At 45.9% G+C, this 21,995-nt stretch carries 20 protein-coding genes; 8 read left to right on the top strand and 12 right to left on the bottom strand.

What is annotated here, in order from left to right:
- Window positions 1-330: 330 nt before the first annotated feature.
- From QUB26_RS10875 to QUB26_RS10865, 3 genes are all read right to left on the bottom strand, one after another.
- Complete coding sequence (locus QUB26_RS10875; RefSeq protein WP_333317908.1) at window positions 331-1,371, bottom strand: DUF6745 domain-containing protein; 1,041 nt, start codon at window positions 1,369-1,371, stop codon at window positions 331-333.
- Window positions 1,372-1,824: 453 nt separating this feature from the next.
- Window positions 1,825-2,424, bottom strand: coding sequence for a hypothetical protein (locus QUB26_RS10870; RefSeq protein WP_333317905.1), 600 nt, complete (start codon window positions 2,422-2,424; stop codon window positions 1,825-1,827).
- 202 nt (window positions 2,425-2,626) lie between these two features.
- Window positions 2,627-4,099, bottom strand: a complete 1,473-nt coding sequence (locus QUB26_RS10865) for a site-2 protease family protein (protein WP_333317903.1) — start codon at window positions 4,097-4,099, stop codon at window positions 2,627-2,629.
- Between the two features lie 33 nt (window positions 4,100-4,132).
- On the opposite strand from QUB26_RS10865, the gene QUB26_RS10860 reads away from it, so the two are divergent.
- From QUB26_RS10860 to QUB26_RS10845, 4 genes are all read left to right on the top strand, one after another.
- The gene (locus tag QUB26_RS10860; RefSeq protein WP_333317901.1) at window positions 4,133-4,807 is read left to right on the top strand and encodes an MBL fold metallo-hydrolase; all 675 of its coding nucleotides are present in this window, start codon (window positions 4,133-4,135) and stop codon (window positions 4,805-4,807) included.
- A gap of 257 nt (window positions 4,808-5,064) precedes the next feature.
- The gene (locus tag QUB26_RS10855) at window positions 5,065-5,625 is read left to right on the top strand and encodes a sugar O-acetyltransferase (RefSeq protein WP_333317899.1); all 561 of its coding nucleotides are present in this window, start codon (window positions 5,065-5,067) and stop codon (window positions 5,623-5,625) included.
- A 189-nt stretch (window positions 5,626-5,814) separates the two neighbouring features.
- Window positions 5,815-6,279: a hypothetical protein gene (locus QUB26_RS10850; protein ID WP_333317897.1), complete on the top strand. Its 465-nt coding sequence runs from the start codon at window positions 5,815-5,817 to the stop codon at window positions 6,277-6,279.
- Window positions 6,280-7,116: 837 nt separating this feature from the next.
- Window positions 7,117-9,381, top strand: coding sequence for a cache domain-containing protein (locus tag QUB26_RS10845; protein ID WP_333317895.1), 2,265 nt, complete (start codon window positions 7,117-7,119; stop codon window positions 9,379-9,381).
- 406 nt (window positions 9,382-9,787) lie between these two features.
- On the opposite strand, the gene QUB26_RS10840 is transcribed toward QUB26_RS10845, so the two are convergent.
- A complete protein-coding gene (locus QUB26_RS10840) occupies window positions 9,788-10,387 on the bottom strand; it encodes a cytochrome b/b6 domain-containing protein (protein WP_333317893.1) in 600 nt (199 codons plus the stop codon).
- A gap of 323 nt (window positions 10,388-10,710) precedes the next feature.
- Here QUB26_RS10840 and QUB26_RS10835 point away from each other — a divergent pair, with 323 nt between their 5' ends.
- Window positions 10,711-11,295: a manganese efflux pump MntP family protein gene (locus QUB26_RS10835; RefSeq protein ID WP_333317891.1), complete on the top strand. Its 585-nt coding sequence runs from the start codon at window positions 10,711-10,713 to the stop codon at window positions 11,293-11,295.
- Between the two features lie 120 nt (window positions 11,296-11,415).
- Complete coding sequence (locus tag QUB26_RS10830) at window positions 11,416-11,970, top strand: glutathione S-transferase family protein (RefSeq protein ID WP_333317943.1); 555 nt, start codon at window positions 11,416-11,418, stop codon at window positions 11,968-11,970.
- Window positions 11,971-12,143: 173 nt separating this feature from the next.
- Here the strand turns inward: QUB26_RS10830 and QUB26_RS10825 are convergent, their stop codons facing one another.
- The 3 genes from QUB26_RS10825 to QUB26_RS10815 form a co-directional block, all read right to left on the bottom strand.
- Window positions 12,144-12,281 carry a photosystem II reaction center protein K gene (locus tag QUB26_RS10825; RefSeq protein ID WP_006634808.1) on the bottom strand — a complete coding sequence of 46 codons (138 nt, stop codon included), beginning with the start codon at window positions 12,279-12,281 and terminating at the stop codon, window positions 12,144-12,146.
- Between the two features lie 360 nt (window positions 12,282-12,641).
- Window positions 12,642-13,772 carry a tRNA guanosine(34) transglycosylase Tgt gene (tgt, locus tag QUB26_RS10820; RefSeq protein ID WP_333240068.1) on the bottom strand — a complete coding sequence of 377 codons (1,131 nt, stop codon included), beginning with the start codon at window positions 13,770-13,772 and terminating at the stop codon, window positions 12,642-12,644.
- Between the two features lie 360 nt (window positions 13,773-14,132).
- Window positions 14,133-14,582 (bottom strand): hypothetical protein, encoded by a 450-nt coding sequence (locus QUB26_RS10815; RefSeq protein WP_333053847.1) that lies wholly within the window; start codon window positions 14,580-14,582, stop codon window positions 14,133-14,135.
- A gap of 259 nt (window positions 14,583-14,841) precedes the next feature.
- Here QUB26_RS10815 and cobS point away from each other — a divergent pair, with 259 nt between their 5' ends.
- Complete coding sequence (gene cobS, locus QUB26_RS10810) at window positions 14,842-15,639, top strand: adenosylcobinamide-GDP ribazoletransferase (protein WP_242722367.1); 798 nt, start codon at window positions 14,842-14,844, stop codon at window positions 15,637-15,639.
- Here the strand turns inward: cobS and QUB26_RS10805 are convergent.
- The 5 genes from QUB26_RS10805 to QUB26_RS10785 all read right to left on the bottom strand — a co-directional run bounded on the left by QUB26_RS10805 (window position 15,636) and on the right by QUB26_RS10785 (window position 20,905).
- Window positions 15,636-16,262: a hypothetical protein gene (locus tag QUB26_RS10805; protein WP_333240064.1), complete on the bottom strand. Its 627-nt coding sequence runs from the start codon at window positions 16,260-16,262 to the stop codon at window positions 15,636-15,638. The two genes, cobS and QUB26_RS10805, sit on opposite strands and share 4 nt — an antisense overlap.
- 590 nt (window positions 16,263-16,852) lie before the next feature.
- Window positions 16,853-18,604: a hypothetical protein gene (locus tag QUB26_RS10800; protein ID WP_333317889.1), complete on the bottom strand. Its 1,752-nt coding sequence runs from the start codon at window positions 18,602-18,604 to the stop codon at window positions 16,853-16,855.
- 527 nt (window positions 18,605-19,131) lie between these two features.
- The gene (psb34, locus tag QUB26_RS10795) at window positions 19,132-19,299 is read right to left on the bottom strand and encodes a photosystem II assembly protein Psb34 (protein WP_333103838.1); all 168 of its coding nucleotides are present in this window, start codon (window positions 19,297-19,299) and stop codon (window positions 19,132-19,134) included.
- A 69-nt stretch (window positions 19,300-19,368) separates the two neighbouring features.
- Window positions 19,369-20,412, bottom strand: a complete 1,044-nt coding sequence (locus QUB26_RS10790; protein ID WP_333202830.1) for a thiazole synthase — start codon at window positions 20,410-20,412, stop codon at window positions 19,369-19,371.
- Window positions 20,387-20,905, bottom strand: a complete 519-nt coding sequence (locus QUB26_RS10785; RefSeq protein WP_333202832.1) for a CdiA C-terminal domain-containing protein — start codon at window positions 20,903-20,905, stop codon at window positions 20,387-20,389. Before QUB26_RS10785 ends, QUB26_RS10790 begins: the two co-directional genes overlap by 26 nt.
- Window positions 20,906-20,950: 45 nt before the next feature.
- Here QUB26_RS10785 and QUB26_RS10780 point away from each other — a divergent pair, with 45 nt between their 5' ends.
- Complete coding sequence (locus QUB26_RS10780; RefSeq protein WP_333317887.1) at window positions 20,951-21,652, top strand: Crp/Fnr family transcriptional regulator; 702 nt, start codon at window positions 20,951-20,953, stop codon at window positions 21,650-21,652.
- Window positions 21,653-21,995 lie beyond the last annotated feature (343 nt).

Raw genomic sequence — 21,995 nt, 5'->3', positions numbered from 1 at the left:
CAGTGACCTTAAAGTTGTTTAACTACTAGCGACAGAGCAGGGGACTAGCTTCGCATCCGCCCGGTGTCGTGACTCAAAAAACGTAGTCAGTTAAGACTTAGGCTGGTCAGGATGGCTTGTTAGATTTCTCTTTCAAGCCTCATGCCGTCAGGGCTGAGGTTCCTGACGTCGATTTGAAGTTGTGGGTTTTAGCTGCCAGAGTACATAGTATCAAGCGGTGGCTGCAATTCTACATTTTTTAATTGTTCTGGACTTGTGCAGAACGCTGCTTTTGTGGCGCTGTAATTCTTTAACTGTCAACTCGCGCCCTCAAAACTCTCAACTTTCCCCTCAAGTCTGGACTTGAAATTCTTCGGGATCTATTCCCCAATTTACCCAGCTAATCGCTTCTTTAGCCGTTAGCACTTTGGGCGGCACTCGCAAAGCATGAAGGTGTCCCGTACTCGGACAAGTCATCTTTAACAAATAAATTGGCTCTATGTCAATATTATTCTCAATTTTCAACAAAGTATATTCTTGGTAGGGGTAGCCCCCCGTGGCTACCCACTTATCCAATTCGGTTGCTTGCAATTCTTGACAAATTTTCGGATAGCCGATCGCCTGAATCAAAACTCGCCGCACTTCGGCATTCTGTTCTGTTAATAGCCATGAAGCTTGCCAAGATTGGGGCGGAACTTGACCGATTATTTCCGGCAGTCGCACGCCACGATAAGAGTATACACTGAACTTGTCAGCAAATTCAACCGCTGGTTGACATAAAGCGTGGAGCAAATATTCGCTATCAAAATGAAGTTGGATCGGGCGATCGCACACAAAGCACATTTTCTCAAACGGGTAAATCCAGCCGCAGTTTTCCACCAATGATTTAAAGGCTGAGTATAAAGGGCGATCGAACTCCAAATTTAACACTGAAATGCAAAAATCAACCCAACTGCCGTTAAAAGCGGACAATTCTGAAACTATGCAGTTATTGTTGTAAAATTGGCGGTTCAGGATGCTGTCCCAATCGCTACTATCTAATTCGCCGATAAATCTGTTTAGAAGTTCATCTTTAATTTGACTGTGCAATTGATATATCGGGTCGTACAGCCGGTTGTAAAGTTGGCTGTAAAGTTGGTTTTGCAGTTCGCTGCCGAGTTGATACCTCAATTGATTGTACAATTCAATGTGAATTTTCTCGCGAATTTCCCTGCCCAACTCGCTGCCCAAATCGCCTTCTATTAGCGGTTTAAAAGCTTGCAAAGCAGCGTCATGGCTGTCACAGAAAATAATTTCCGGTTCAAGATAGCGGATGATGTTGTAGGCGGTGTTGATGGCCGCTGTCGCTTGGGGCGATCGATCGGTGCGATCGAAAGTCCAATTGCTCGCCACTGCTCGCGATAAATCGGAATTAGCGCTGTTTTTTCTGGAGTCATTGCGATTATTGGTACAGCTATATTAAATGAATTCCGGTTGTATTGGAATGATTAAACCGCAGAGGGCGCAGAGAATACAGAGAAACGGAAGAGACAGGTGAATCATTCCGATGCCAAGGGATTTGATATTACAGCATATTCGGTGGTTCATGAAGTACAGGAGCAGCTATATTATGTGGTGTTAGTCCGTAGGGTGCGTCGCTCCTTCATCTTTGATAAAGATTGCAGATTGACGGGTGGCGACGCACCTTACTCGCGTCTCTCTTCTTGTGTGTACCACATATACATGGAATATGCTGTATTTGATTTTCGGTAATTTTTTTCGCTCTTGCCTCTGGTAAAAAAAGATTATTAAGTTGGTAATAACCAGGGATTTTTCCTATAAACCTATTTTATTATAGTCGTCAAACTATTGGTATAAATTAACAATTGTTTGCAAAACACCTAAAATCATAGGAACATTATCTAGACAATAAACATCAACATCAATAATTAAATTCTTTCCTTCTAATTTAAGAAACCGCCAGACAACGCCAGTAGTTACGCAGCCATATATTGCAGGTATGGAATTGTGTTCGCGTTCGTTAAATAGCTGAGCAGCTACCATTTGTGCTGCACACTGTGGCAGACAAGATTCTATTTCTCCGCCTTTGGTTTCTCTCAATACAAAAACCGGAACTTTTATTTCAAAATCAAACGGCACGGAAGACAATAGAAAGTCGCATTCCCCATTCAATCCCAGCTCAGCATCTACATCAAATGACCAACCAGAAAAAATAGAAAATTGTCGGTTATTCCTTTCTCTAAATTCTAACAGAATAGGAGAAATAATCCGTTCCGAACGTTCTTTTACAGTTGTAACAGCAGTGTTAGAACTAATTTCGATTGCTCTCCAAAGCCATTCGGATGGTTCTACAGGAATCACCTTGGCACTCAAAATAGGACTGAGTGATAGCTCCAATCCAAATCGCTCTTCTAATTGTTGGAAAGTAAAGGATTTGTAAGACATATTTCTCTAATCAGTCGGTGAAAATAAAGATTACTTCGAGATAGAAAGCGAGTGGATAAATTCTAAACTCGCTTGTATAGCAACCCTTGCAGGATTTTGTCAACCTCTCTTTTCTTCCTTCCTCTCTATTACCTCGAACTTCGACATCCATCCGTTAGTTAAATCCGTCGAGCGAATCCGTTGCCGAATTTCCCTCTTCCTGCTAAACATTTAACCACTCAAGGAGTACCCTGGGCGCAGGCAACAAAATCATTAACAAAAGCCCGATCGCCATTAGCCCCAAAAAATCCCGCCGATCGTCCAATTCACTGACATCATTCAACGCCGGTTCGTCGTTTAGCGGCGTGAAAAACAAAATAATCGCCCACAGCAGCAAACCCTGTTCCAAAAAAGAAAGCAGCAGCATACAAAGTCTAGCAACTTGCCCGATCGCCATACTCGCTCGCTGGCCAAACATCGCGTGTACAATGTGCCCGCCGTCGAGTTGTCCCACCGGCATCAAATTAAACGCCGTCACGATCAAACCCAAATAACCCGCCACCGCTACCGGATGCAAATCGATCGCAGTTTCCGCATTGAAAGCACCACCCAAGGTTAACTTGCTCAACAAAGTCATCAGCAGCGAAAAACTGGGTTTGAAAGAGTCAAAATTTAACATTCCCGACTTTTCAGACAGCGGTACAATAGTCGAATGATTCAAACCCCAAATCAATAATGGCACTGCCGCAACTAAACCGGCAAGGGGCCCGGCAATACTAACATCAAATAAAGCTCGGCGGTTGGGAATGGGACTCCGTATTTGAATGAAGGCGCCAAAAGTTCCCAAGAAAAAAGGAATCGGAATAAAATAAGGCAAAGTCGTGCGAATTTTGTAAAATCGGGCCGCTAAATAGTGGCCGGATTCGTGAATTCCCAAAAATGTAATTAGAGCCAGCGAGTAAGCCAAACCCTGCAGCAACATTGATGGGTTAGACTGCAAAGCTTGTTCACTAACTCCGGCAAGTCGCGTCCCGACAAGGGTAGTCGTAAACACCGTAATCAGCAGCAAAGCTAATGCGAAAAATGGCCGGGTTACAGATTCGGTTTTGACAGGAGTTTCCCCTGATTGGTGGCTGGGATTGGGAACTATAGCAAAAAAAGGTTGACCGCTCAAGCTGTTTTGAAATACTACTAAAAAGCGATCGCCAAAAAGCCTCTCCACATTCTCCCGAATTGCCTGATAAGCCGCCTCCGGGTTGGTTCGCAACTGTCCGCGACAAATTACAGCCTGCGGCCGAAATTCCAAATCTCGCAAAAAGTAAATTGACCAAGGAAAACAATCGCGCAAACTCGCTTCTTCTGCTGCATTGATCGGCCGCACGGGCGGTTTTGGCTTTGCAGGTTCAGTCTCCGAGTCTGCTACCTGCTGTGCAGTTTCGGCGGTAATTTTCTTGCGCCCCAACTGTACCAAAAACCAATACAAAAAAGGGCAAACCAGAAAAGGTATAATTACCAACTCCGGCGGTACAGTTTTGCTCGTGCCGTAAACTAACATCCAACCACCCCAAATCAGCGCGGGCGCCATCATTACCAGCCACAGCAGCCATATCGGAGTCTTGGTGATGCGGCTGGTGCCGTTTTGCAACAAGTAGTACGAGATCAGCCCCAATACGAACAACCATAGTAAAAAGAACATAATATTTATCCCATTCCCTTCTGAAATACTTCCTTGAAACAACAGAGTTCAGTCTCCAAACAACCCAGGCCCGTGCTCGACAATATCCTGGCTTTCCCCCCTAACCGGGATACCCTGGGTGCAACAGCCTATTTCATTGTAGAAAACCAAACTAACATCCTGGTGGATTGTCCCGCTTGGGATGAGATTAACCAAACATTTTTGCGGGAACACGGCGGCGTGCGACTGCTGTTTCTCACCCACCGTGGCGCTATCGCCTTGGCGCGGGAGATTCAGGAAGCCACGGGGTGCGAGATCCTGATTCAAGAGCAGGAAGCTTATTTACTGCCGGGTTTGAAGGTGACGGTTTTTGAGCGAGAATTTGTTGTGAGCGATCGAATCAAAGCATTTTGGACTCCTGGCCATTCTCCTGGTTCCTCTTGCCTTTATCATAGTGGCAGCGGTGGAGTGCTGTTTTCGGGTAGGCACTTGCTCCCCAACCGAGAAGCCGCCCCAGTACCGCTGTGGACGCCAAAAACTTTTCACTGGCCCCGGCAAATTAACAGCGTGAAGTCAATTATCGATCGATTTTCGCCAGAAACTTTACAGTATATTTGTCCCGGTGCAAATACTGGTTTTTTGCGGGGAAAAGGCTCGATCGATCGAGCTTTTGAGCAATTAGCCAATCTGGATTTAGCTGCTTGTTTGCAGGCCAAACCTGAACCCTAAATGTATGCTACAAAATCAAAAAATGATCTGACGCGCTAATTAAGCTGTCGCGCATTTAAATTGTATATTCAGGGCGGGCGGGACGCCCAACCCCTACTCCCCACAAGATTTTTTTTTGACAGACAATTTAAATGCCGCAACAGCTTATAGCGGTAAGGTGCGCCCTTCGCACCCTACATTATTTTTCAGTCTCTTAGAGATGAAGTTCGTTGGTGAAGTAGCGGTTGAAACCGCCGATTCTTACCGTGGAAAAAACTGTGGAAAAAACCGAAAAACAAAAAATGCTCGCAGGTGAATTGTATTTAGCTGCTGATGAGCAATTAATTTTAGAGCGCCAGCGAGCCCGCCGCCTCGCCAGAACCTACAATTCTACCCGCGAAGACGAACCAGACAAACGGTTAGAAATTCTCGCAGAATGGTTTGGTGCAGTTGGGCCAAAAGTTGAAATCGAGCCACCTTTCTACTGCGACTACGGCAGCAATATTTATGCGGGAAACGGATTGTACATGAATTTTGGCTGCGTGATTCTCGACTGCAATCGAGTTAACATTGGCGAGAATTTGCTGTGCGGGCCAAATGTACAAATTTACACCGCTTTTCACCCCACAGACCCGGAAATTAGACTTTCTGGCCGAGAACTCGCCGCTGAAATTAATATTGGCAATAATGTTTGGATTGGTGGCGGCAGTATTATTTGTCCAGGAGTCACTATTGGCGACAATAGCACGATCGGCGCAGGCAGTGTGGTTGTCAAAAATATTCCCGCAAACGTCGTGGCGGCGGGGAATCCTTGCCGAATCATCCGCCATCTACCTTGATGTGGTACGATCGACACAATCGTGCGATCGGCTCCTTGGAGCTTAACCAAAAAATTTTAGCTATTAGAACAGCCGGTTTGAGATTTTTAACGTAAAATCCCCGAAAAAAATCGTGGAATAAATCTCAAATCTCAAATCTAAAATCGCTTAATTTCTCGTTTCCGGTTTCCACACTACCAAGCTTTTCTTATGACGACTGCAACAGTTTATCCCAACGCTCCCGATCTCTGCACCGACGACTACATAGCAGTCGGTGTAGCTACCTGCTTCATCAAAGAAGAAGGCGAAGTTTTTGAAGTGCAAGTAATCGAAGCTATTCCCTCAGCAGCTTTAGAAGCAATTCTGAAGGGAATTCCCACATCCTATTTAATGATTTGCGGGACGACTTTGGGAGCAGTGCTCGACGGCGAAACACCCAAAATGTTGCCACAATTCCCGACATCATCTCAGTTTAGTGAAGAATTTGGCTTTCGGGCGATCGCTGCTGCCCGCACTTACAAAATCCGCCCCCAAGCTCAACTTCACATTCCCTTGGGAACAGTTCGCAACGACTTTACTTATTCCTTAGAACGCAAAAGAGTGCTCAACTCCGAGCGCATCATTCGTACTGAAGACAATGTGAAACAGCACGAACACACTCACAAGGTTCTTTAAACAAATCCCGCAACTGGGGCAATTTAACAGTGCCTCAGCCAGCGGATGCACCGCAAAAAGTTTTGATTTTTGAGATGTAAATAAAATATTTAACAAGTTTTTCCTTCATTAATAATGAACGAAAAATTTTCAATATTTCGTTATCAAGCAATACTGCTGACAGTTTTTGATGACAACCGTAGAATAAGGGTTTTAAGGCGATTCAGCAATCGAACTATCAACTGAAAATCTAGGGTTTCAGACTACGAAGTAAAAACAGTCAGGACTTTTGATTAAGACACACACCAAGCATCTCAACCTAAAAAGTCTACTTCTCACATCACCTAAATAACATCAATTATTAACGCCTGTCAAAAAGAATTAAGTAGTTGATAATTTTTTTTAATTTGTCAAAAAAGTGGTATAATATTATTCCTGTTTAACAAAGTGATATCAAATCGAGTAGCATCAGAATTAATATTACCCACCGCTTTCGACACGGCAGTGCCGTGTCCTTACAATTAATCTGGGTAGGAAAACGGCACGGCCGTGTCCTTTATATCATAAGGAGTGTAACCGCAAACGATAGGAGCCGCTCGGCGGGAAAAATTAAAAAATCCCCGCAATTATTGAATGCTAGTAGTTTAAGACTACTGGCAGGCGGGCGAGTATATCGTAGGTGAGCTAAAGATTTCAATCTCACAAATTGGTCAAACCATGCGAAGCTTTGCGAGAGTAAAGTGGTGGAAATTAACTAGACTATTGCCAGCGGGATTAAAGGGCGAATACCTTATTGGGTACCAAACTGCGCTCTTAATTTTGGGCGTAACAATTCTGGCAGCTAGCATCACTGGTTGTATGAGCTATCAAAGCGTTCGCCGCTTGATTATTACCAAAAGCGAGCGAAATGCTTTGTTAGAAGTTAGGGAGCGGGCCAACAAGATCGATCGCTGGCTCGGCACTAGAAAGGCTGAGATCGAAGTCCTCGCCAATACTGCTCCCGTTCGTTCGATGAATTGGTCAGTGGCAGAGCCTTATTTAAAATCGGAAGTAAATCGACTACAAAAATTCCAATACTTCACATTAATTGATCCTGACGGTTCTTATTTCACCACAAAAGTCGGCAGAGCGTTGATTAATGTCAGCGACCGCGCACACTTCAAAAAGGCAATGGCTGGGGAAGTCTATGTTTCCGATCCTACCATTTCTCGCACGCTCAAAGGACAAAGTATTGTTCCCATTTCGGCTCCGGTGTGGTCAAATTCGGCAAATAATCTTGAGAAAACAGCACAAAAGCCGATCGGCGTAATGAACGGCGTCATTAGCATGGATCGAATTGCCCAAGTAGTAAGAAAGCTGGAATATGGCCCCGGAACTTACGCTTTTGTTCTCAATTCTCAAGGAGTGCCGATTGTGCATCCCGACGCTCGATTAATCGGAAATATCGACAATTCGGCTCCCAGTCTTTTAGAGTCTGCAGATGCTAATTTGGCAAATGTAGCGCGGGAGATGGTTTATCAAAAAACTGGCATTGTGCTGACTCAAATCAACGACGCCAGAGTTTATGTTGCCTATCTTCCTTTAGAACAAGCTGAATGGTCGATCGCCCTCGTAATTCCCCGCGACAATCTCGAAAAAGAACTCCTTCCTTTCAAGATACTAGCAGTAGCCGCCGGCGTACTTGCTGCAGCAGCTATTTTCTGTGCAATTGTGGCGCTCAAGCTGTTTGCCCTAAATGGCATTCGCAGTCGCACAGAAGCCCTTCTCCACCGCTTGACTGGCCGCATTCGCGCTTGCTTGGAGCTCGATCGCATCCTCCAAACTACAGTAGACGAACTCGGTACTTTACTGAAGCTCGATCGAGCAATTTTCGCATGGTACGATCCCCGACAAGATACTTTAGAATTTGGCTGGGAATATTGCCGGGAAGGTTTGCCGACGCGCTTGGGAATCTTTGGTGTTGCAGGAGGGCCCTCTGGAGATTTAGCTGCACGGCTTCACCGCTGCGAAACGATACTGCTACATAAAACCGCCGCCCCTGATGCCACAGCGTCTGAGGAACACGCCCATATCGAACTTACAAATAGTCACTACGCAGCAGTACCCGTACTAACTGAGAATCATCGGCTTGGATATCTGTTCGCCTGTGCAAACCGCCGATTTGCGAGTCCCGACGAGGTGCAAGTTTTGGAAGCAATTGCCGACTCGCTGGCGATCGCAATTTCCCAATCCCAACTCCACGGGCAAATTCAAGAAGAACTCAAACTTTTGGAAGAAGTATTAGCCAAACTCAGAATCACCGAAGAGCATTTAGTACAAAGCGAAAAAATTACAATGGTGGGTCAACTAGCCGCCGAAGTTGCCCAGGAAATCAATAACCCGATTAACTTTATTTACGGTCGCCTGATACACCTCAACGATTATATCAAAGATTTGCTTAGTATAATTCGCCTCTATCGCGAACAATATCCCGAACCTGTGCCGCGAATTGCCAAAAAAATAGAGCGTTGCGACCTAGATTTTATCAGCAAAGAGTTGCCACAAATCCTCAATTTTTTGAAAATAGGAGCCGATGGCATTCGCCAGATAGTCCTAGCTTTGCGAAAATTTTCACTTCCTGACGAAGCCAACAAAGAACACGCCAACGTTAATGAGAGCATCGACAATCTTTTGCTGTTGCTGGCTCACAGACTGGAGCAAAAAATATTAGTAGTCAAGGAGTACAACAACCTGCCGCCAATTTTGTGTTATCCAGGTCAACTGAGCCAGGTATTCGCGAGTCTCATCATCAATGCTATAGATGCAGTTAAAAGTATTGAAAAATCGGCTCAAATTATTACTATCAAAACCGATATTTTCGAGGATGATACAGGTAGGTTTATTGTTGTATCTATCGCCCACAATGGTTCAACAATTCCGCCGGAAATTCAACAAATAATATTTGAGGAGTTTGGCCCTACTAAATCCTTTAAAAAATTTACAGGATTGGATCTGTCGGTGTGCTATAAAATTATTGTAGAATTGCACGGTGGCAGGCTGAAAGTTGAATCTCCGGTTCAACCTCAAATTAAATCTCAAACTGGGGGCGGTGCTGAGTTTATGGTAAAATTGCCGATCGTTTGATATCGCATTTTGCCGCCAGGAAAACCCGTCGCAAATCTTGCTAGTAAGCGGCGCGAAAAGCTTAATTTGGCTTCCTAGGATCGTCAATTAAATAATTTCCCTTTTTTCTTGTAGGATGGGCGTCCCGCCCGCCCAGAAAGGACGGGCGGGACGCCCATCCCACAACAGTCATGAAAAGTGGATTTTATTTAATTCTCATCCCATAGTCAAGACTTTAGTCATCATAAAACGGAGGGCTGAAGTCCTCAGTATAGAGCTAACTATCATTTGTTAACAAAAATTGATAGCATAGGATTAGGGAAATAATAAAGGTGCAACCACAGCAAACAACCAGCCTCCCATTACCAAGACTTCCGCAACAATTAATAAAATATTTCTGTTCATTTTCACATTAAGCATTTTCATATTAAGAGCGATCGACAAAAGAGCGAATTTTCTTCCACCAAGCAGCCGGCGAATCTTCCGGGCGATAGGCGGCATCAAACATCGACAAAATTAGCGGCAAACCCCCCACCTTCGCACTCATCAACAAGTGCATTGCCAGACAAAATACCAATACCACCCAACCCGAAGCGTGTAAATAATACCAAACCCGCGTCAATTCCCCAGCCGGCAGCCATTCTTCCTTAACCATACTGCCAGAAGCGATTGAAAAAGTCAGTGCTAGCAACATCAACGTATTCACAATCCGGTGCAAACTGTACCACCAAATCGGTTTTCCCAACTGCGTTAGTTTCCCAAAAGAATCCGGCTGCACCAAGCGTTTTTGGCCTGCGTGGAAACTGTACAATGCAAAAGCCGGCATTATTCCTAACAGCAACATCTTGCCAAAAGTGCCGTGAATCCCGATAATATCTGCAATCTGAGGCACGGGGACTTTGCCAAACCGTCCATCGTAGGTGTTGTAAACCAGAAATGCGCTCAAAATTGCTAAAAGGGCGATCGCAGCGTTAACCCCGTGCAGTAACCTGAGCAGCAATGGCTGGTAGGGTCTAGATGGAGGCATAGTCAATTCTGCTACTTGATAAATAATCTTTTACAGAATATAGCTAAGCGCTGATTTTTTCAACCCTCGCCAATTGTGAAATAAATGTGAGTCAAAAATGAATAGATTATGATAAAAACGCAATTATATCAAAACTTAGTGTAAACTAAAACAGTCAAGAGGAATACTTTACTTAGGAATGAGAATTAAATAACTTCCACAAGTTTGTGGGATGGGCGTCGGGCCCATCCAAAAAGGACGGGCGGGACGCCCATCCCACAATAACAATTAAAATTGTAAGTTATTTAATTCGCGCTCCTTATAACACCTAACATTTTACAAAAATGGATGCAGCCACTACCGTTTTACTTTCCTTGGGACTAGCAGCAGATGCTTTTGCTGTCGCTGTTTCGAGCGGTTTAGCAATCAAACACATGAAGGTCAATAAAGCTTTAAAAATTGCCTTATTCTTCGGATTTTTTCAAGCTCTAATGCCCGTGCTAGGATGGTTAATCGGTCTTAGTTTTAGTTTTTTGATAACACCGATCGACCATTGGATAGCTTTTGGGCTTTTGAGTTTCATTGGCGGGAGAATGATTTACGAATCGCTGCAAAGCAGCGAAGAATGCGAGAAAAAGTTCAATCCCTTAGATACTGGGACTTTGATAACGCTGTCGGTGGCGACGAGTATCGATGCCCTCGCAGTTGGCCTCGGATTTGCTGTCCTGAAAGATTCTATTGCTCTTGCGGTGACTGCGATCGGATTTATTACTTTCTTTTTAACCTTTGCAGGCGTGTTTATCGGGCACAAATGCGGCAACTTATTTGCAAATAAAATTGAGATAGTGGGCGGAGCAATTTTGATTTTCATTGGCAGCAGAATCTTGTTTATGCACTTGACAGAAGTGCCATTAGTTATCGGCAATTAGTCATTAGTCAGTAGTTATTAGTCGAAGAGTGACATCAAAGTCTCTGTGGGCTGCAATTTCCAATTCCCAATTCCCAAAAAATGCTATAACAGCAATATTGTGTTAAAGGATAAAAATTTCGTGCTGAAACTTTACGGCGGAGCCCGCAGCAGGGCCTCAATTGTCAAGTGGTATCTAGAAGAAATAGGAATTCCTTACGAATTCGTCATGCTGGATATGCAAGCAGGGGAACACTTGCAGCCAGAGTTTCTCGAAATTAACCCGATCGGCAAAGTACCAGCGATCGCCGACGGAGATTTTAAACTTTGGGAATCCGGCGCAATTCTGCTGTATTTAGCTCAAAAATATGGTAAAATGCCAGACACTTTGGAGCAGCAAGCTCAAATCGTGCAGTGGGTCACGTTTGCTAACGCTACGTTGGGGCCGGGAATATTTACTGAAGCAACTCGCGATCGCGAAACTCCCAAGTTGTTAAAACCGTTAAATGAAATCTTCGAGAAACAGCCATTTTTAATGGGCGATGAATTTGGCGTCGCTGACGCAGCAGTCGGCTCAATGTTGGCCTACATTCCGATGATGCTAAAACTAGACCTCAGTGCTTATCCCGCCGTTGTAGATTACATCAAGCGGATCTCAGAAAGACCGGCATTCAAAAGTGCGATCGGCGGTAGCTGAAGGATGGCACTACACGGATTAATTATTCATCTCTCTCTTCTCTTCCTCTGCGGTCTCTGCGGTCTCTGCGGTTAAATCATTCCGAAACAACCGTAAACGAGATCAGCCCAAAAACTCAACACGTAAAATCAGGGGCAATTCCAGAATTGCCCCTGCTTTTATTAAAATCAAACTTATCTAAATCCGACAGCCGCCTGCCAAACAAAAGCCAGCAGCAAGAAAAATACGGGAATGACCGGCAAAACATTAACCAAAGGCTCAAAAATCGAATAAGCTTCGGGCAGTTTTGCTAAGAGTAATGCAGCTTCCATGAATCAACCTACCTATCCAACACAATTTTCTTGACACTCCTCAGCCTAAAGGCGTGAGGATTTTTAAGACTTTTGAGTCTTAATATCCCTATTGCTAGGGTTCCCAGGCTGACCACGTATGCACGTTACGTGCGTAGTCATGTCTCCTCAAGAATGTTTTGGGCGTAGACTTTCCCCCAGTCCGGGGGTAGGTTTTTAAATCTTGTCTGATCTCGATAGCATACCACACAAAGCGCGTGGATATGTTTACCCAAATACCTAGGATTTCTGACTTCGCACGGTGTGGAAAAAGCCGTCCTACAACGACTGGGTTTTAAACCCAATTTTCAGATAATTGTCGCATATCTTCACCCAAGGCAATCACGATCGATCGACTGTCGGTGCAAGCCAGTAGGCAAACTCTTCAGTAAATCGATCTGCCAAAATCGCCTCCCGCATCCTCCCAGTAAAGCGAATCAACTCCGTCACATTGTGAATCGCCAGCAAAGTATACCCCAGCACTTCGTTAGCCCGCGCCAAATGAGCCAAATAAGCCCGACTGAATTTTTGGCAGGTATAACAAGGACAAGACTCATCCAGCGGAGCAAAATCCTCCCGGAACCGAGCATTTTTCAAATTCCAGCGTTCCCCACCAACAAAAGCCGTCCCGTGGCGGGCGAGGCGAGTCGGAATCACGCAGTCAAACATATCTACCCCACTCGCCACCGCCAACGCCATTTCCCGATAAGTCCCAATCCCCATCAAATAACGCGGTTTATTTGCCGGCAACAGAGGCGCAGTCACCTTCACAATCTCTGCGATCAAATCCCCCGATTCCCCCACACTAACCCCGCCGATGGCATAGCCTGGTAAATCCAAATCTACCAACTGGTTCGCCGCGCGCGATCGCAAATCGGGGAAAACGCCCCCCTGGACGATGCCAAACAAAGCTTGATCCGGGCGCGAGTGAGCTTGAATGCAGCGTTGCAGCCAGCGGTAAGTGCGATTTGTGGCAGCCTCCACCTCCTCCCGCGTAGCTGGGTAAGGGGGACACTCGTCAAAGGCCATAATCACATCGGCGCCCAACTGATTCTGAATTTCGATCGATCGTTCCGGCGTCAAATTAATCATGCGGCCATCGCGGGGAGAGCGAAAAGTCACCCCATTCTCAGAAATAGTCCGCATTTGGCTCAAGCTAAACACCTGAAAGCCACCCGAATCCGTCAGCATCGGGCCCGGCCAAGCCATAAATTTATGCAATCCACCTGCGCCTGCGACAATCGCTTCCCCCGGCTGCAAATGCAAGTGATAAGTATTTGCCAAAACCATTTGAGAACCCGCCGCCTCAAGATGTGCCGGTGTCAAAGTTTTGACATTAGCTAGCGTCCCCACTGGCATAAATTTAGGCGTTTCCACCACACCGTGGGGAGTCGCAAAAACCCCTGCACGCGCTTGGGTATGGCTGCAATTAGCCTGACATTTAAAAGAAAATTTCGCCTTGTCCTCAGTCATTAGTCCTCGATGCTCGTTAACCGCTACTCGGCCGTCCGTGTTATTTGAGATGTTGCACCATTCTCAATTACTTGTTTAGGAACAGGCTTTTCGGCCTGTTCCACAAGAAAATTCACTCTTTGTGGAACAGGCCGAAAAGCCTGTTAAGCGAGAATGGTGCAAGATGTGAGTGTTATTTAATCTATTGTTGATGACATCGCGACAAAAAAAACCATGACCCCGCCCAAAAACGGAGACAAGTTTCCGACAATCGTCGTGGAGGGCAAAAAATTTTAGACCTTAGTTCTATCTCCCAGATTCACGGCGCTGCGAGTAAATCTAAAATCTAAAATCTAAAATCTAAAATCGAGTGACTGACCATTAAAAGGGGGAATCATCTTCGTCCAATTGCAGATCCCAGTTGCCTGAGAGTACCTGATCGACAACCGCATCCAAAGCCGCAGCATTTAAATTCCGGGCGAATTGCTCTTGCAAAGGATTGGAGAGGGGAATTAACCGCAACAGCCGTCCGTCTTGAACCAGGTCAAAATAAGCACCATCTTCAGGAGACTGTTTCAGTTCCAGGTAATCAAAACTATACACGTTCAAATAAAGCGCATGGTTGGCAATCAGGGTAGAACGCTGGGGGTTGGCGAAGACTTCGAGTACATAACCTTCCCCTTCGCTATAAATCTGGCCATCTTGTATGTGAAGGTAGCGGACACGTCCTAAATCAAACAGCAATCTTTTGATATCGCGTTTGTTGACGACGATCCCTGTATCGATGATGCAAGGAGCAACTACCCTGTTATTCAATTGATCGTGACTCATGGAGTAAAAGCCTCTGTTGTAGTATTTTCCCGTCTTGAAAATCAGGGAGTTAGCTAGAATTCTTGGTACGGGAAACGCGGATCTTGAGTTTAGTCTTTTTAGATAGGGAGCTTGGGGATCGCTGCCGACAGAGGTTTTCCGGGGAAAAGAGCGGGCGACAGGAGGAATGCTCGATCCAAAAAACTAGGGTGTTACAGTCCAATTCTGGCACACGCTAATCGATTGACAACTGCATACCAGATGAAAAATTTTCTATCTTATGGTGCATGATAAATGGGTTCGCTCTACGATCGACTTTTTCCGGAATCAAGGCGCTGCCATCGCAGCCGCAGTCGCTTTTTATACTTGTTTGCCGGTACCGGTGTCTTGGACTTTGGAGTTTCGGGGCATTGCCCGCTTGGCACCGGCGATCGGGCTTTTGATTGGGGGGATGGTGGGACTGGCGGATGTTGGGTTGCAGTTGTTGGGAATGCCTGCTCTGACTCGATCGGCCTTGGTGGTAGTCTTGGGCATCGCCGTGACTGGCGGGCTGCACCTAGACGGGGCAATGGACGCGGCTGACGGGCTGGCTGTACCCGACCCGGTACGCAGGCTGGAAGTCATGCGGGACAGCGTTACAGGAGCCTTTGGGGCGATGGCTGCGATCGCGATCGTGCTGCTGAAAACTGCCGCTCTGTCGGACTTGAATAACTATCGGTGGCTGGCTTTGATGGGTGTCGCGGGTTGGGGGAGGTGGGCCCAACTGGTGGCGATCGCCCGCTATCCCTATCTCCGGGCTGAGGGTAAGGGAGCTTTTCACAAAGAATCGATTTATTCTCCTTTTGATTTTATCCCAGGAGTGCTGTTGCTGCTGAGTTTGAGTGTGGTGCAAGTTGTCTTGGAGGGCGATCGGTGGCTGTTGGCGGTGGGGATGGCTTTGGGGGGAAGTGCGATCGGAATTTTTGCCGGAGCCTGGTTTAACCACCGTTTGGGCGGCCACACGGGCGATACTTACGGTGCTGTAGTCGAGTGGACGGAGGCTTTGTTGCTGTGTCTTTTGGCGGCTTTGGAAGGTTAAATTGTTTCTGAGTTAACGGCACCATTCTGCATCATCCAAACGAAAAAGCTGAGGATTTGCTCGACAGGGGGCAAAGGATAGACGGATAAGTCGATCGTCACAGTTTGATTTTCGAGTTTGATAAATTGCCATTGAATGCCATTACTCACGCTCCCATAGATGATGGGGATGTTTTTTTCTTTGGCTTGATTGAAGCGTTGAGCGGCAACCATTTCGGCAATACACTGACCCAATCCGCTTTTGAGGTCGGTCTTTTTTGCTTCGACAATTACAACGGCGGGGGCTTCAATTTCTAGGACTTCGGACGATCGCGTCAGCAGAAAATCAAACACTCCATTCAGTCCGACAGCTTCGTCGATGGTGAAGTCTTCGCCGGAGAAAAGGCTAATTTGGCGATCGAGAATCCGCCTCACTTCCAGCAGTACGGGATAGATAATTCCTTCCGATCGCGCTTTTTCACTTCCCGATGTAGCGACGATGGGGAGGCTATCTTTGAGGGTGCCGCTGAGGATGTCTGAGGGTGCGATCGGGTTTAGCGGAGGTATAAAGCGAGAGCCTTCTTGGACTGTGAGACCGAAAGCTTGTTTCGCTTTGGCGATCGTAGTAAATTGACTGTATGGCATAATTTTTTCTAGTTGACCATTATAGGTTTTGTTTCGCTATTAATTACTGTAAATGATATTAATCGCGGCTACAATTCTCCTCGAACGGTACGGTGTTGCAAGGGAAATAAGTCATCGAGTTGAGTGACGGATTATTGGTCGGGTTGTCGAGTTTTGTCGAGTACATTGCGAATCGAAACTCTACCCAACCAAAACTGGCGTTGCTGATTTACGGTATGAAGGGCTAAATATGCAAGTCATAGAAACCACTATCTACAAAATTTAATTAAACTTAACTATTGTTTTTGAAGCTTTTACCTAGGGTTCAAGCATTATTTTCAACCAATTTAACAAATAGTAGTGAGATTAGCGTGCGCCAAGACTTTGCAGGTGACGAGAAACCGGGTTTCTGCGACAAATTTCGGTTGAGTACGAAAAATACACTCAGAAACCAGGTTTCTGAGATCCTGCGCTATAATTCCTGTCGTTGGGTGGCGATAAACCGGATTTTTTCACCTAATACCCTGACTGTCATGGCATATTTTGGTTGAAAAACCCGGTGCTAAATGAATGGAAAATGCAACTGCAAATTTTCCATTCATTCTTAATTTTTACGCTTTCGGCTCAACCCAAACCGTCATCCCCTCAACCCTCAAACCTTTGCCGCGAGTGCCGCAATATTGACCGTTAGCAGTAACAGGAGTATCGCCCACATTCTGGATGTGAGCCGTATAAAATACGTCGTATTTATCAGCTTGCGGCCCAGTCAGCCGCGCGGCAAATCCCTCAATCCGCTTAGCTTTGCCCCGGAAACCGGCTAACTCTCCTTCCGAGATCCAAGCAGTATCGCCAACTCCTTCAACGTGAGCCATGTACTGCAAATTTAAACCGGCAACGGGAGGCTCTATTTTAATTTGAAATCCTTCCACGCGGCGGCCTTGAGCTTTAGTACCCGCGTATTCGCGATCGCTAAAAGTTCGATCGCCAATTCCTTGAATGTGCGCCAACACTTTTAAACCCACAGGCGCCGCTGTTTGGGAACTCGCAGACGGCGCGATCCAAACTTTGATACCCTCGATTCTCAAAGCTTTGCCGCGAGTACCGCAATATTCGCCGTTGGAGGACACGTCGGTGTCGCCGATATTCTGAATGTGAGCGCTATAAAATACGTCGTACTTATCAGCTTGCGGCCCGCTCAATCGCACTGCAAATCCTTCAATTCGTTTCGCTTGACCCCGAAAACCGGCCAATTCTCCCTGACTGAGCCAAGGAGTGTCGCCAACACCTTCGACGTGAGCCATGTACTCGACATTTAAGCCGGGAATTGGCGGATCGATATTAATTTGAAATCCTTCGACGCGCCGCCCTTGAGCTTTAGTACCCGCGTATTCTTGAGAACCGAAAGTTCGATCGCCAATTCCCTGAATGTGCACCAAAACTTTGATTCCCAAACCGCCCTCTACTGCCACCGGTTGTTGAATGTCCCTAGGTGCCCCAAAAACAATGTTCCCGGAACCGGTTGTCTGGAGGGACTTAGGTACTTCCACGCTGGGAACAATAATTACCTCGTGCATGGGGACAGAAGGTGCGGGGGATTCCAAAATCTGGATCTGTGGCGCAACTGTAACTTGTTTCGGTGCAACATTTCCTGACGGGATGACAATCACTTCTGGCAAAGGTTCCGCGCTGATTTTTTGTTCTGGCGCTGGTTTAAATGCGGGTTCGACTTTTGCAGGTGCTGCTTTTACCATCTCAGCAATGGTTAATTTGCCTCTGGAAATGGCTACGGCTATTTGTTTGCCAAAAGCGGCGCTGACTGTTTCTTCCAGAATTACCCACTGTTCGTCGTCTAATTTGTCTTGCTGTTCCACCAAGGCGAGCACTGCTGAAACTGGGTGTTTGCCGCTGACTAAGGATTCTGCGTCGGAATGCAGTTGAGTCGGGGTTGATTCGGAAATCGCGCGCTGCAGTTCGCGGGCTCTGGCATGAACTGATTGTAAGGGTGCGAAGTCGCTTTGTTCGCGGTGGGCGATCGCCAATACTCGATCGATCACTTTCAATGCTGCATCGCGAATTTCTGCTTTACCTTCAGAAGCTGCTGCAGTCTCGACTAAGTTTTGAATGTCTTTGAGGGAAGTAATTTCTCCTGGGGCGATACCGGATTTGTTGAGATCGAGAGCTTGTTTTTGGACTGCGGCAAAGTTGCGGCTGTAGGCGGCTACTTCTTGCAGCAAGCTGTCAGAGGGAGGAAGCCCGGACTCTTGCAGTTGTTTTGCTGCCATTGATAGGCGATCGGCCAAATTAGCATAAGTTTCCGATAGTCGGGCTATTTGTTGTAGCAAATCTTTATGTGGTGCTTCCATATGTCTTGCAGTAAATATTTAACTTGCTGATTATAGACGTTGAGCGTCTTCTGAAGGTAGAAGGCAGTAGTCAATGGATTTTAGATTTTAGATTTGAGATTTTAGATTGAAGCCTTGACCGCACGGATAAATTCGGGGGCTCCTTTATCGGATACAGGTTTTTTATTTCTGGGCCCTGAGTCTGCTTTCGGAATGAATCACGTGGCGGGTATCCTGGATGCTTGATTGTCAATCGCACCGGTGATGACTAAAGGATTGTAGATGTTCAATTGGCAATTTTATGTGGGTGACGAACCCGTGTTAGTATTTGCAACCCAAGTCCCTGAACCCGAAAGCAGAGAGGAAAAAACCAAATTTCTGCTTGTCTTATTTAGCTTTCGGGCTCGCTCGGCACGCTTCAGGATTGTCGCAACTACCTGCTTTTATTGAAACACAAAAACCATGTTTCCTTGGGAAAGGAAAACATGGTTTCTCGAAGGATTATTTAAAATTGCGATTTGAAGCAGCTTTGAGTCTCAGGCCAGTTTTCAGACGGAGGCAGCCACGTACACCAAACCGGCGACTAACATGGCTGCTGCAATACCCAGGATGATGTAGTTCCGCTGCTGGTTCTTGTTAGGAGGTACGGCTTCATACACCTTCGGCTCTTTAGCAAAGTTGTTCAGGCGTCCATCGTCATCTTTGATGTAAGGCATCAGTCACAATCCTTAATATTTTTGATGTTTACAACTGTACCAAAAAAGCGCCCAGGAAAATTCAGGAATTTATTTTGACGTGACGGTGCCTGTTTGGGGGGAAGAGGCGATCGCATAATCTTTGATCGGCATTCTGCCTGCTAAGTACGCCATCCGCCCCGCTTCTGCTGCCATGGACATTGCTTTTGCCATTGCCGGGGAATTTTGGGCATTGGCGATCGCGGAATTAATCAACAGTGCATCGGCTCCCATTTCCATTGCTCGCGCCGCTTCGCTGGGGGTTCCGATCCCCGCATCGACAACCACAGGAACCTTCACCGTGTCAATAATTATTTGAATGTTGGCCGCATTGTTGATCCCTTGTCCTGAACCAATGGGGGAACCTAAAGGCATGACTGTCGCACAACCGACTTCTTCGAGGCGTTTTGCCAGCAGGGGATCGGCATTGATGTAGGGCAAAACGGCAAAACCTTCTTTAACTAATTGTTCTGCCGCTTCCAAAGTGCCGATCGGATCTGGCAGCAAATATTTAGCATCGGGAATCACTTCTAATTTGACAAAATTATTGTCTTCTTGCCCTAAAAGTTTCGCCATTTCCCGCCCCAAACGAGCTACTCTAATCGCCTCATCCGCAGTTTGACAACCGGCAGTATTTGGCAGCATCCAGATTTTAGTCCAATCGAGAGCCTCTGCCAATCCTTCATGCCCCGGAGCATTTGTTTGCACTCGCCGCACAGCTACAGTCACAATTTCGCACCTGCTAGCGTTGACACTTTGCTGCATTTCTGCGATGCTGCGATATTTTCCCGTCCCCGTCATCAAACGAGAATGAAAAGTTTTGCCGGCAATAACCAGAGGTCGATCGGAGATAGTGAGGGGTGGCGCTATGTGTCCGTGTTTTGGGTCTCCAAAAATAGCATATTCTAGCCCCTTTTCCCATTCTTCTCTGCCTCCGAGCATATTTTCTAGCAGCCAACCTTCTTTATTGGTGAGTTCGTCCCGAGTTACTGCGTAGAGGATCTCTCCAACAATAATCAATCTTGCATCCCGCGGCATATTATTTTTTATACCGTTATTTACGATTTCTTCAAATTCTTGAAAAACGCTGCCCATTTTCCCATTCCTCTCTAGTAATTTTTAGAACAGATTGGTTGTTGAAAACCAAAATGATAGTTTGCATGAGATGCTTAACATCCCAATATATGGCTTGCCTGATGCCTTCGTCTATCTCTCGAATGTCGTAAATTTCTATATTTACGTGAAAAATTACTGCATTTGCACTTTGATTTTTGGCTTTTCCCAACCCTTCTTGGACTCTATTTTTTAAATTACTCGACTCTTTTGTTAATTCCTTAAATTCGCAAATTTGACCGTCAACGTCAGCGTCTGGAGTTTTAGTTCCCGACGGTGCTTGTTCGCTCAAAAGTCTAACTCTCTTTCCCATTTTCGCCAAAACTTCAGACACAAAAATTTCGGAATTATTAAGATTATGGTCTTGGTGGACGAGTACAAATCCGCCAGCTATCTCATCAAAATAATAGCGCCGATATTCTGGTTCTGCCTTTTCGTAGATGGCTCTGCTTGTCTCGATATATTCTGAATTCACCGTTACTATACTCTCAATGGACTCGGATCGGGTAGAGTTAAATCTATGAAAGCAAATGTCGAGCAACTGGCTAAAATTGGAATATTTGCCAGCTTAAACCAAACTGAATTAGAGCGATTGCAAGAACACACAGTAATTCGGAGTTACCGACAGGGAGAAGTTGTGATGTATGAGGGCGATCGCATCCCCGAAAAATTATACACTCTTTTGAGCGGTTCTCTGCGGGTTGCAAAAACAGCGGCGGCGGGCAAAGAAACAATTCTCCGCACTTTATTTCAGGGAGATATTTTTGCTGCACCTGCTTTGCTAGGCAACGGCATTGCCCCCGCAACGGTGACGGCAGAAACTGATGTGGAAGTTCTTACCACAGAACGGGAAGTTTTGCTAGCAGCAATTCGGGAAAATCCTGAGATTGCCTTGCGAATATTGGCGGTGTTTAATCAGCGGTTGCAGCAACTGCACGAGACTGTGCACGGTTTGGTGTCGGAAAGGGCGATCGTGCGGCTGGCCCGATTTATTCATTACTTTGCCGTCGAGCAAGGTACAAAGATTGCGGATAATAGTGTATGTTTAGAAAAACGTTTTCCCTACTATCAGATTGCTCGCAGTATTGGAATTACCTACGAAGAATGCGTGCGGTTGTTTAAGAAACTCAAGCCGTTTGTCTCCTACAGTCGAGGCGGTAAAATTATTGTATTGGATTGGGAAAAATTGGAGAATCTCGCATCGGGAGATGAAATAGACTAAATGTTAAAATCCCCATGCTCGTAGGGGCGGTTTTACCAACTATTTACGTCTCAAACTAACAATCTCGTAAACCCGCCCCGCCCCAACTGATGATGCTACGGGACATGATTTCACAAACAATATTTGACTGCAACTCACTATCTACATAAACCAGCCCCGATTCACGGGTTGTGGAGGGCGGGTTTATGAGATTATTGATTTTAGGCAATTATGGTTGGTAAAACCCGCCCCTACAGCAATATTTATGGGATTAATTAGCCTCGGAAAGGGCGGGTTTATGAGATTATTGATTTTAGGCAATTATGGTTGGTAAAACCCGCCCCTACAGCAATATTTATGGGAT

The sequence above is a fragment of the Microcoleus sp. B4-C1 genome, assembly GCF_036705285.1.
GTDB lineage: Bacteria > Cyanobacteriota > Cyanobacteriia > Cyanobacteriales > Microcoleaceae > Microcoleus.
This window is presented reverse-complemented; position numbering and strand designations above follow the sequence as displayed.

What these genes read in the sequence shown, in the direction of transcription:
- QUB26_RS10870 (WP_333317905.1), bottom strand. Translation starts at nt 2,424, where the DNA reads ATGTCTTACAAATCCTTTACTTTCCAACAATTAGAAGAGCGATTTGGA.
- QUB26_RS10865 (WP_333317903.1), bottom strand. Translation starts at nt 4,099, where the DNA reads ATGTTCTTTTTACTATGGTTGTTCGTATTGGGGCTGATCTCGTACTAC.
- QUB26_RS10850 (WP_333317897.1), top strand. Translation starts at nt 5,815, where the DNA reads ATGACGACTGCAACAGTTTATCCCAACGCTCCCGATCTCTGCACCGAC.
- QUB26_RS10845 (WP_333317895.1), top strand. Translation starts at nt 7,117, where the DNA reads ATGAGCTATCAAAGCGTTCGCCGCTTGATTATTACCAAAAGCGAGCGA.
- QUB26_RS10840 (WP_333317893.1), bottom strand. Translation starts at nt 10,387, where the DNA reads ATGCCTCCATCTAGACCCTACCAGCCATTGCTGCTCAGGTTACTGCAC.
- QUB26_RS10835 (WP_333317891.1), top strand. Translation starts at nt 10,711, where the DNA reads ATGGATGCAGCCACTACCGTTTTACTTTCCTTGGGACTAGCAGCAGAT.
- QUB26_RS10825 (WP_006634808.1), bottom strand. Translation starts at nt 12,281, where the DNA reads ATGGAAGCTGCATTACTCTTAGCAAAACTGCCCGAAGCTTATTCGATT.
- tgt (WP_333240068.1), bottom strand. Translation starts at nt 13,772, where the DNA reads ATGACTGAGGACAAGGCGAAATTTTCTTTTAAATGTCAGGCTAATTGC.
- QUB26_RS10815 (WP_333053847.1), bottom strand. Translation starts at nt 14,582, where the DNA reads ATGAGTCACGATCAATTGAATAACAGGGTAGTTGCTCCTTGCATCATC.
- cobS (WP_242722367.1), top strand. Translation starts at nt 14,842, where the DNA reads ATGGTGCATGATAAATGGGTTCGCTCTACGATCGACTTTTTCCGGAAT.
- QUB26_RS10805 (WP_333240064.1), bottom strand. Translation starts at nt 16,262, where the DNA reads ATGCCATACAGTCAATTTACTACGATCGCCAAAGCGAAACAAGCTTTC.
- QUB26_RS10800 (WP_333317889.1), bottom strand. Translation starts at nt 18,604, where the DNA reads ATGGAAGCACCACATAAAGATTTGCTACAACAAATAGCCCGACTATCG.
- psb34 (WP_333103838.1), bottom strand. Translation starts at nt 19,299, where the DNA reads ATGCCTTACATCAAAGATGACGATGGACGCCTGAACAACTTTGCTAAA.
- QUB26_RS10790 (WP_333202830.1), bottom strand. Translation starts at nt 20,412, where the DNA reads ATGGGCAGCGTTTTTCAAGAATTTGAAGAAATCGTAAATAACGGTATA.
- QUB26_RS10780 (WP_333317887.1), top strand. Translation starts at nt 20,951, where the DNA reads ATGAAAGCAAATGTCGAGCAACTGGCTAAAATTGGAATATTTGCCAGC.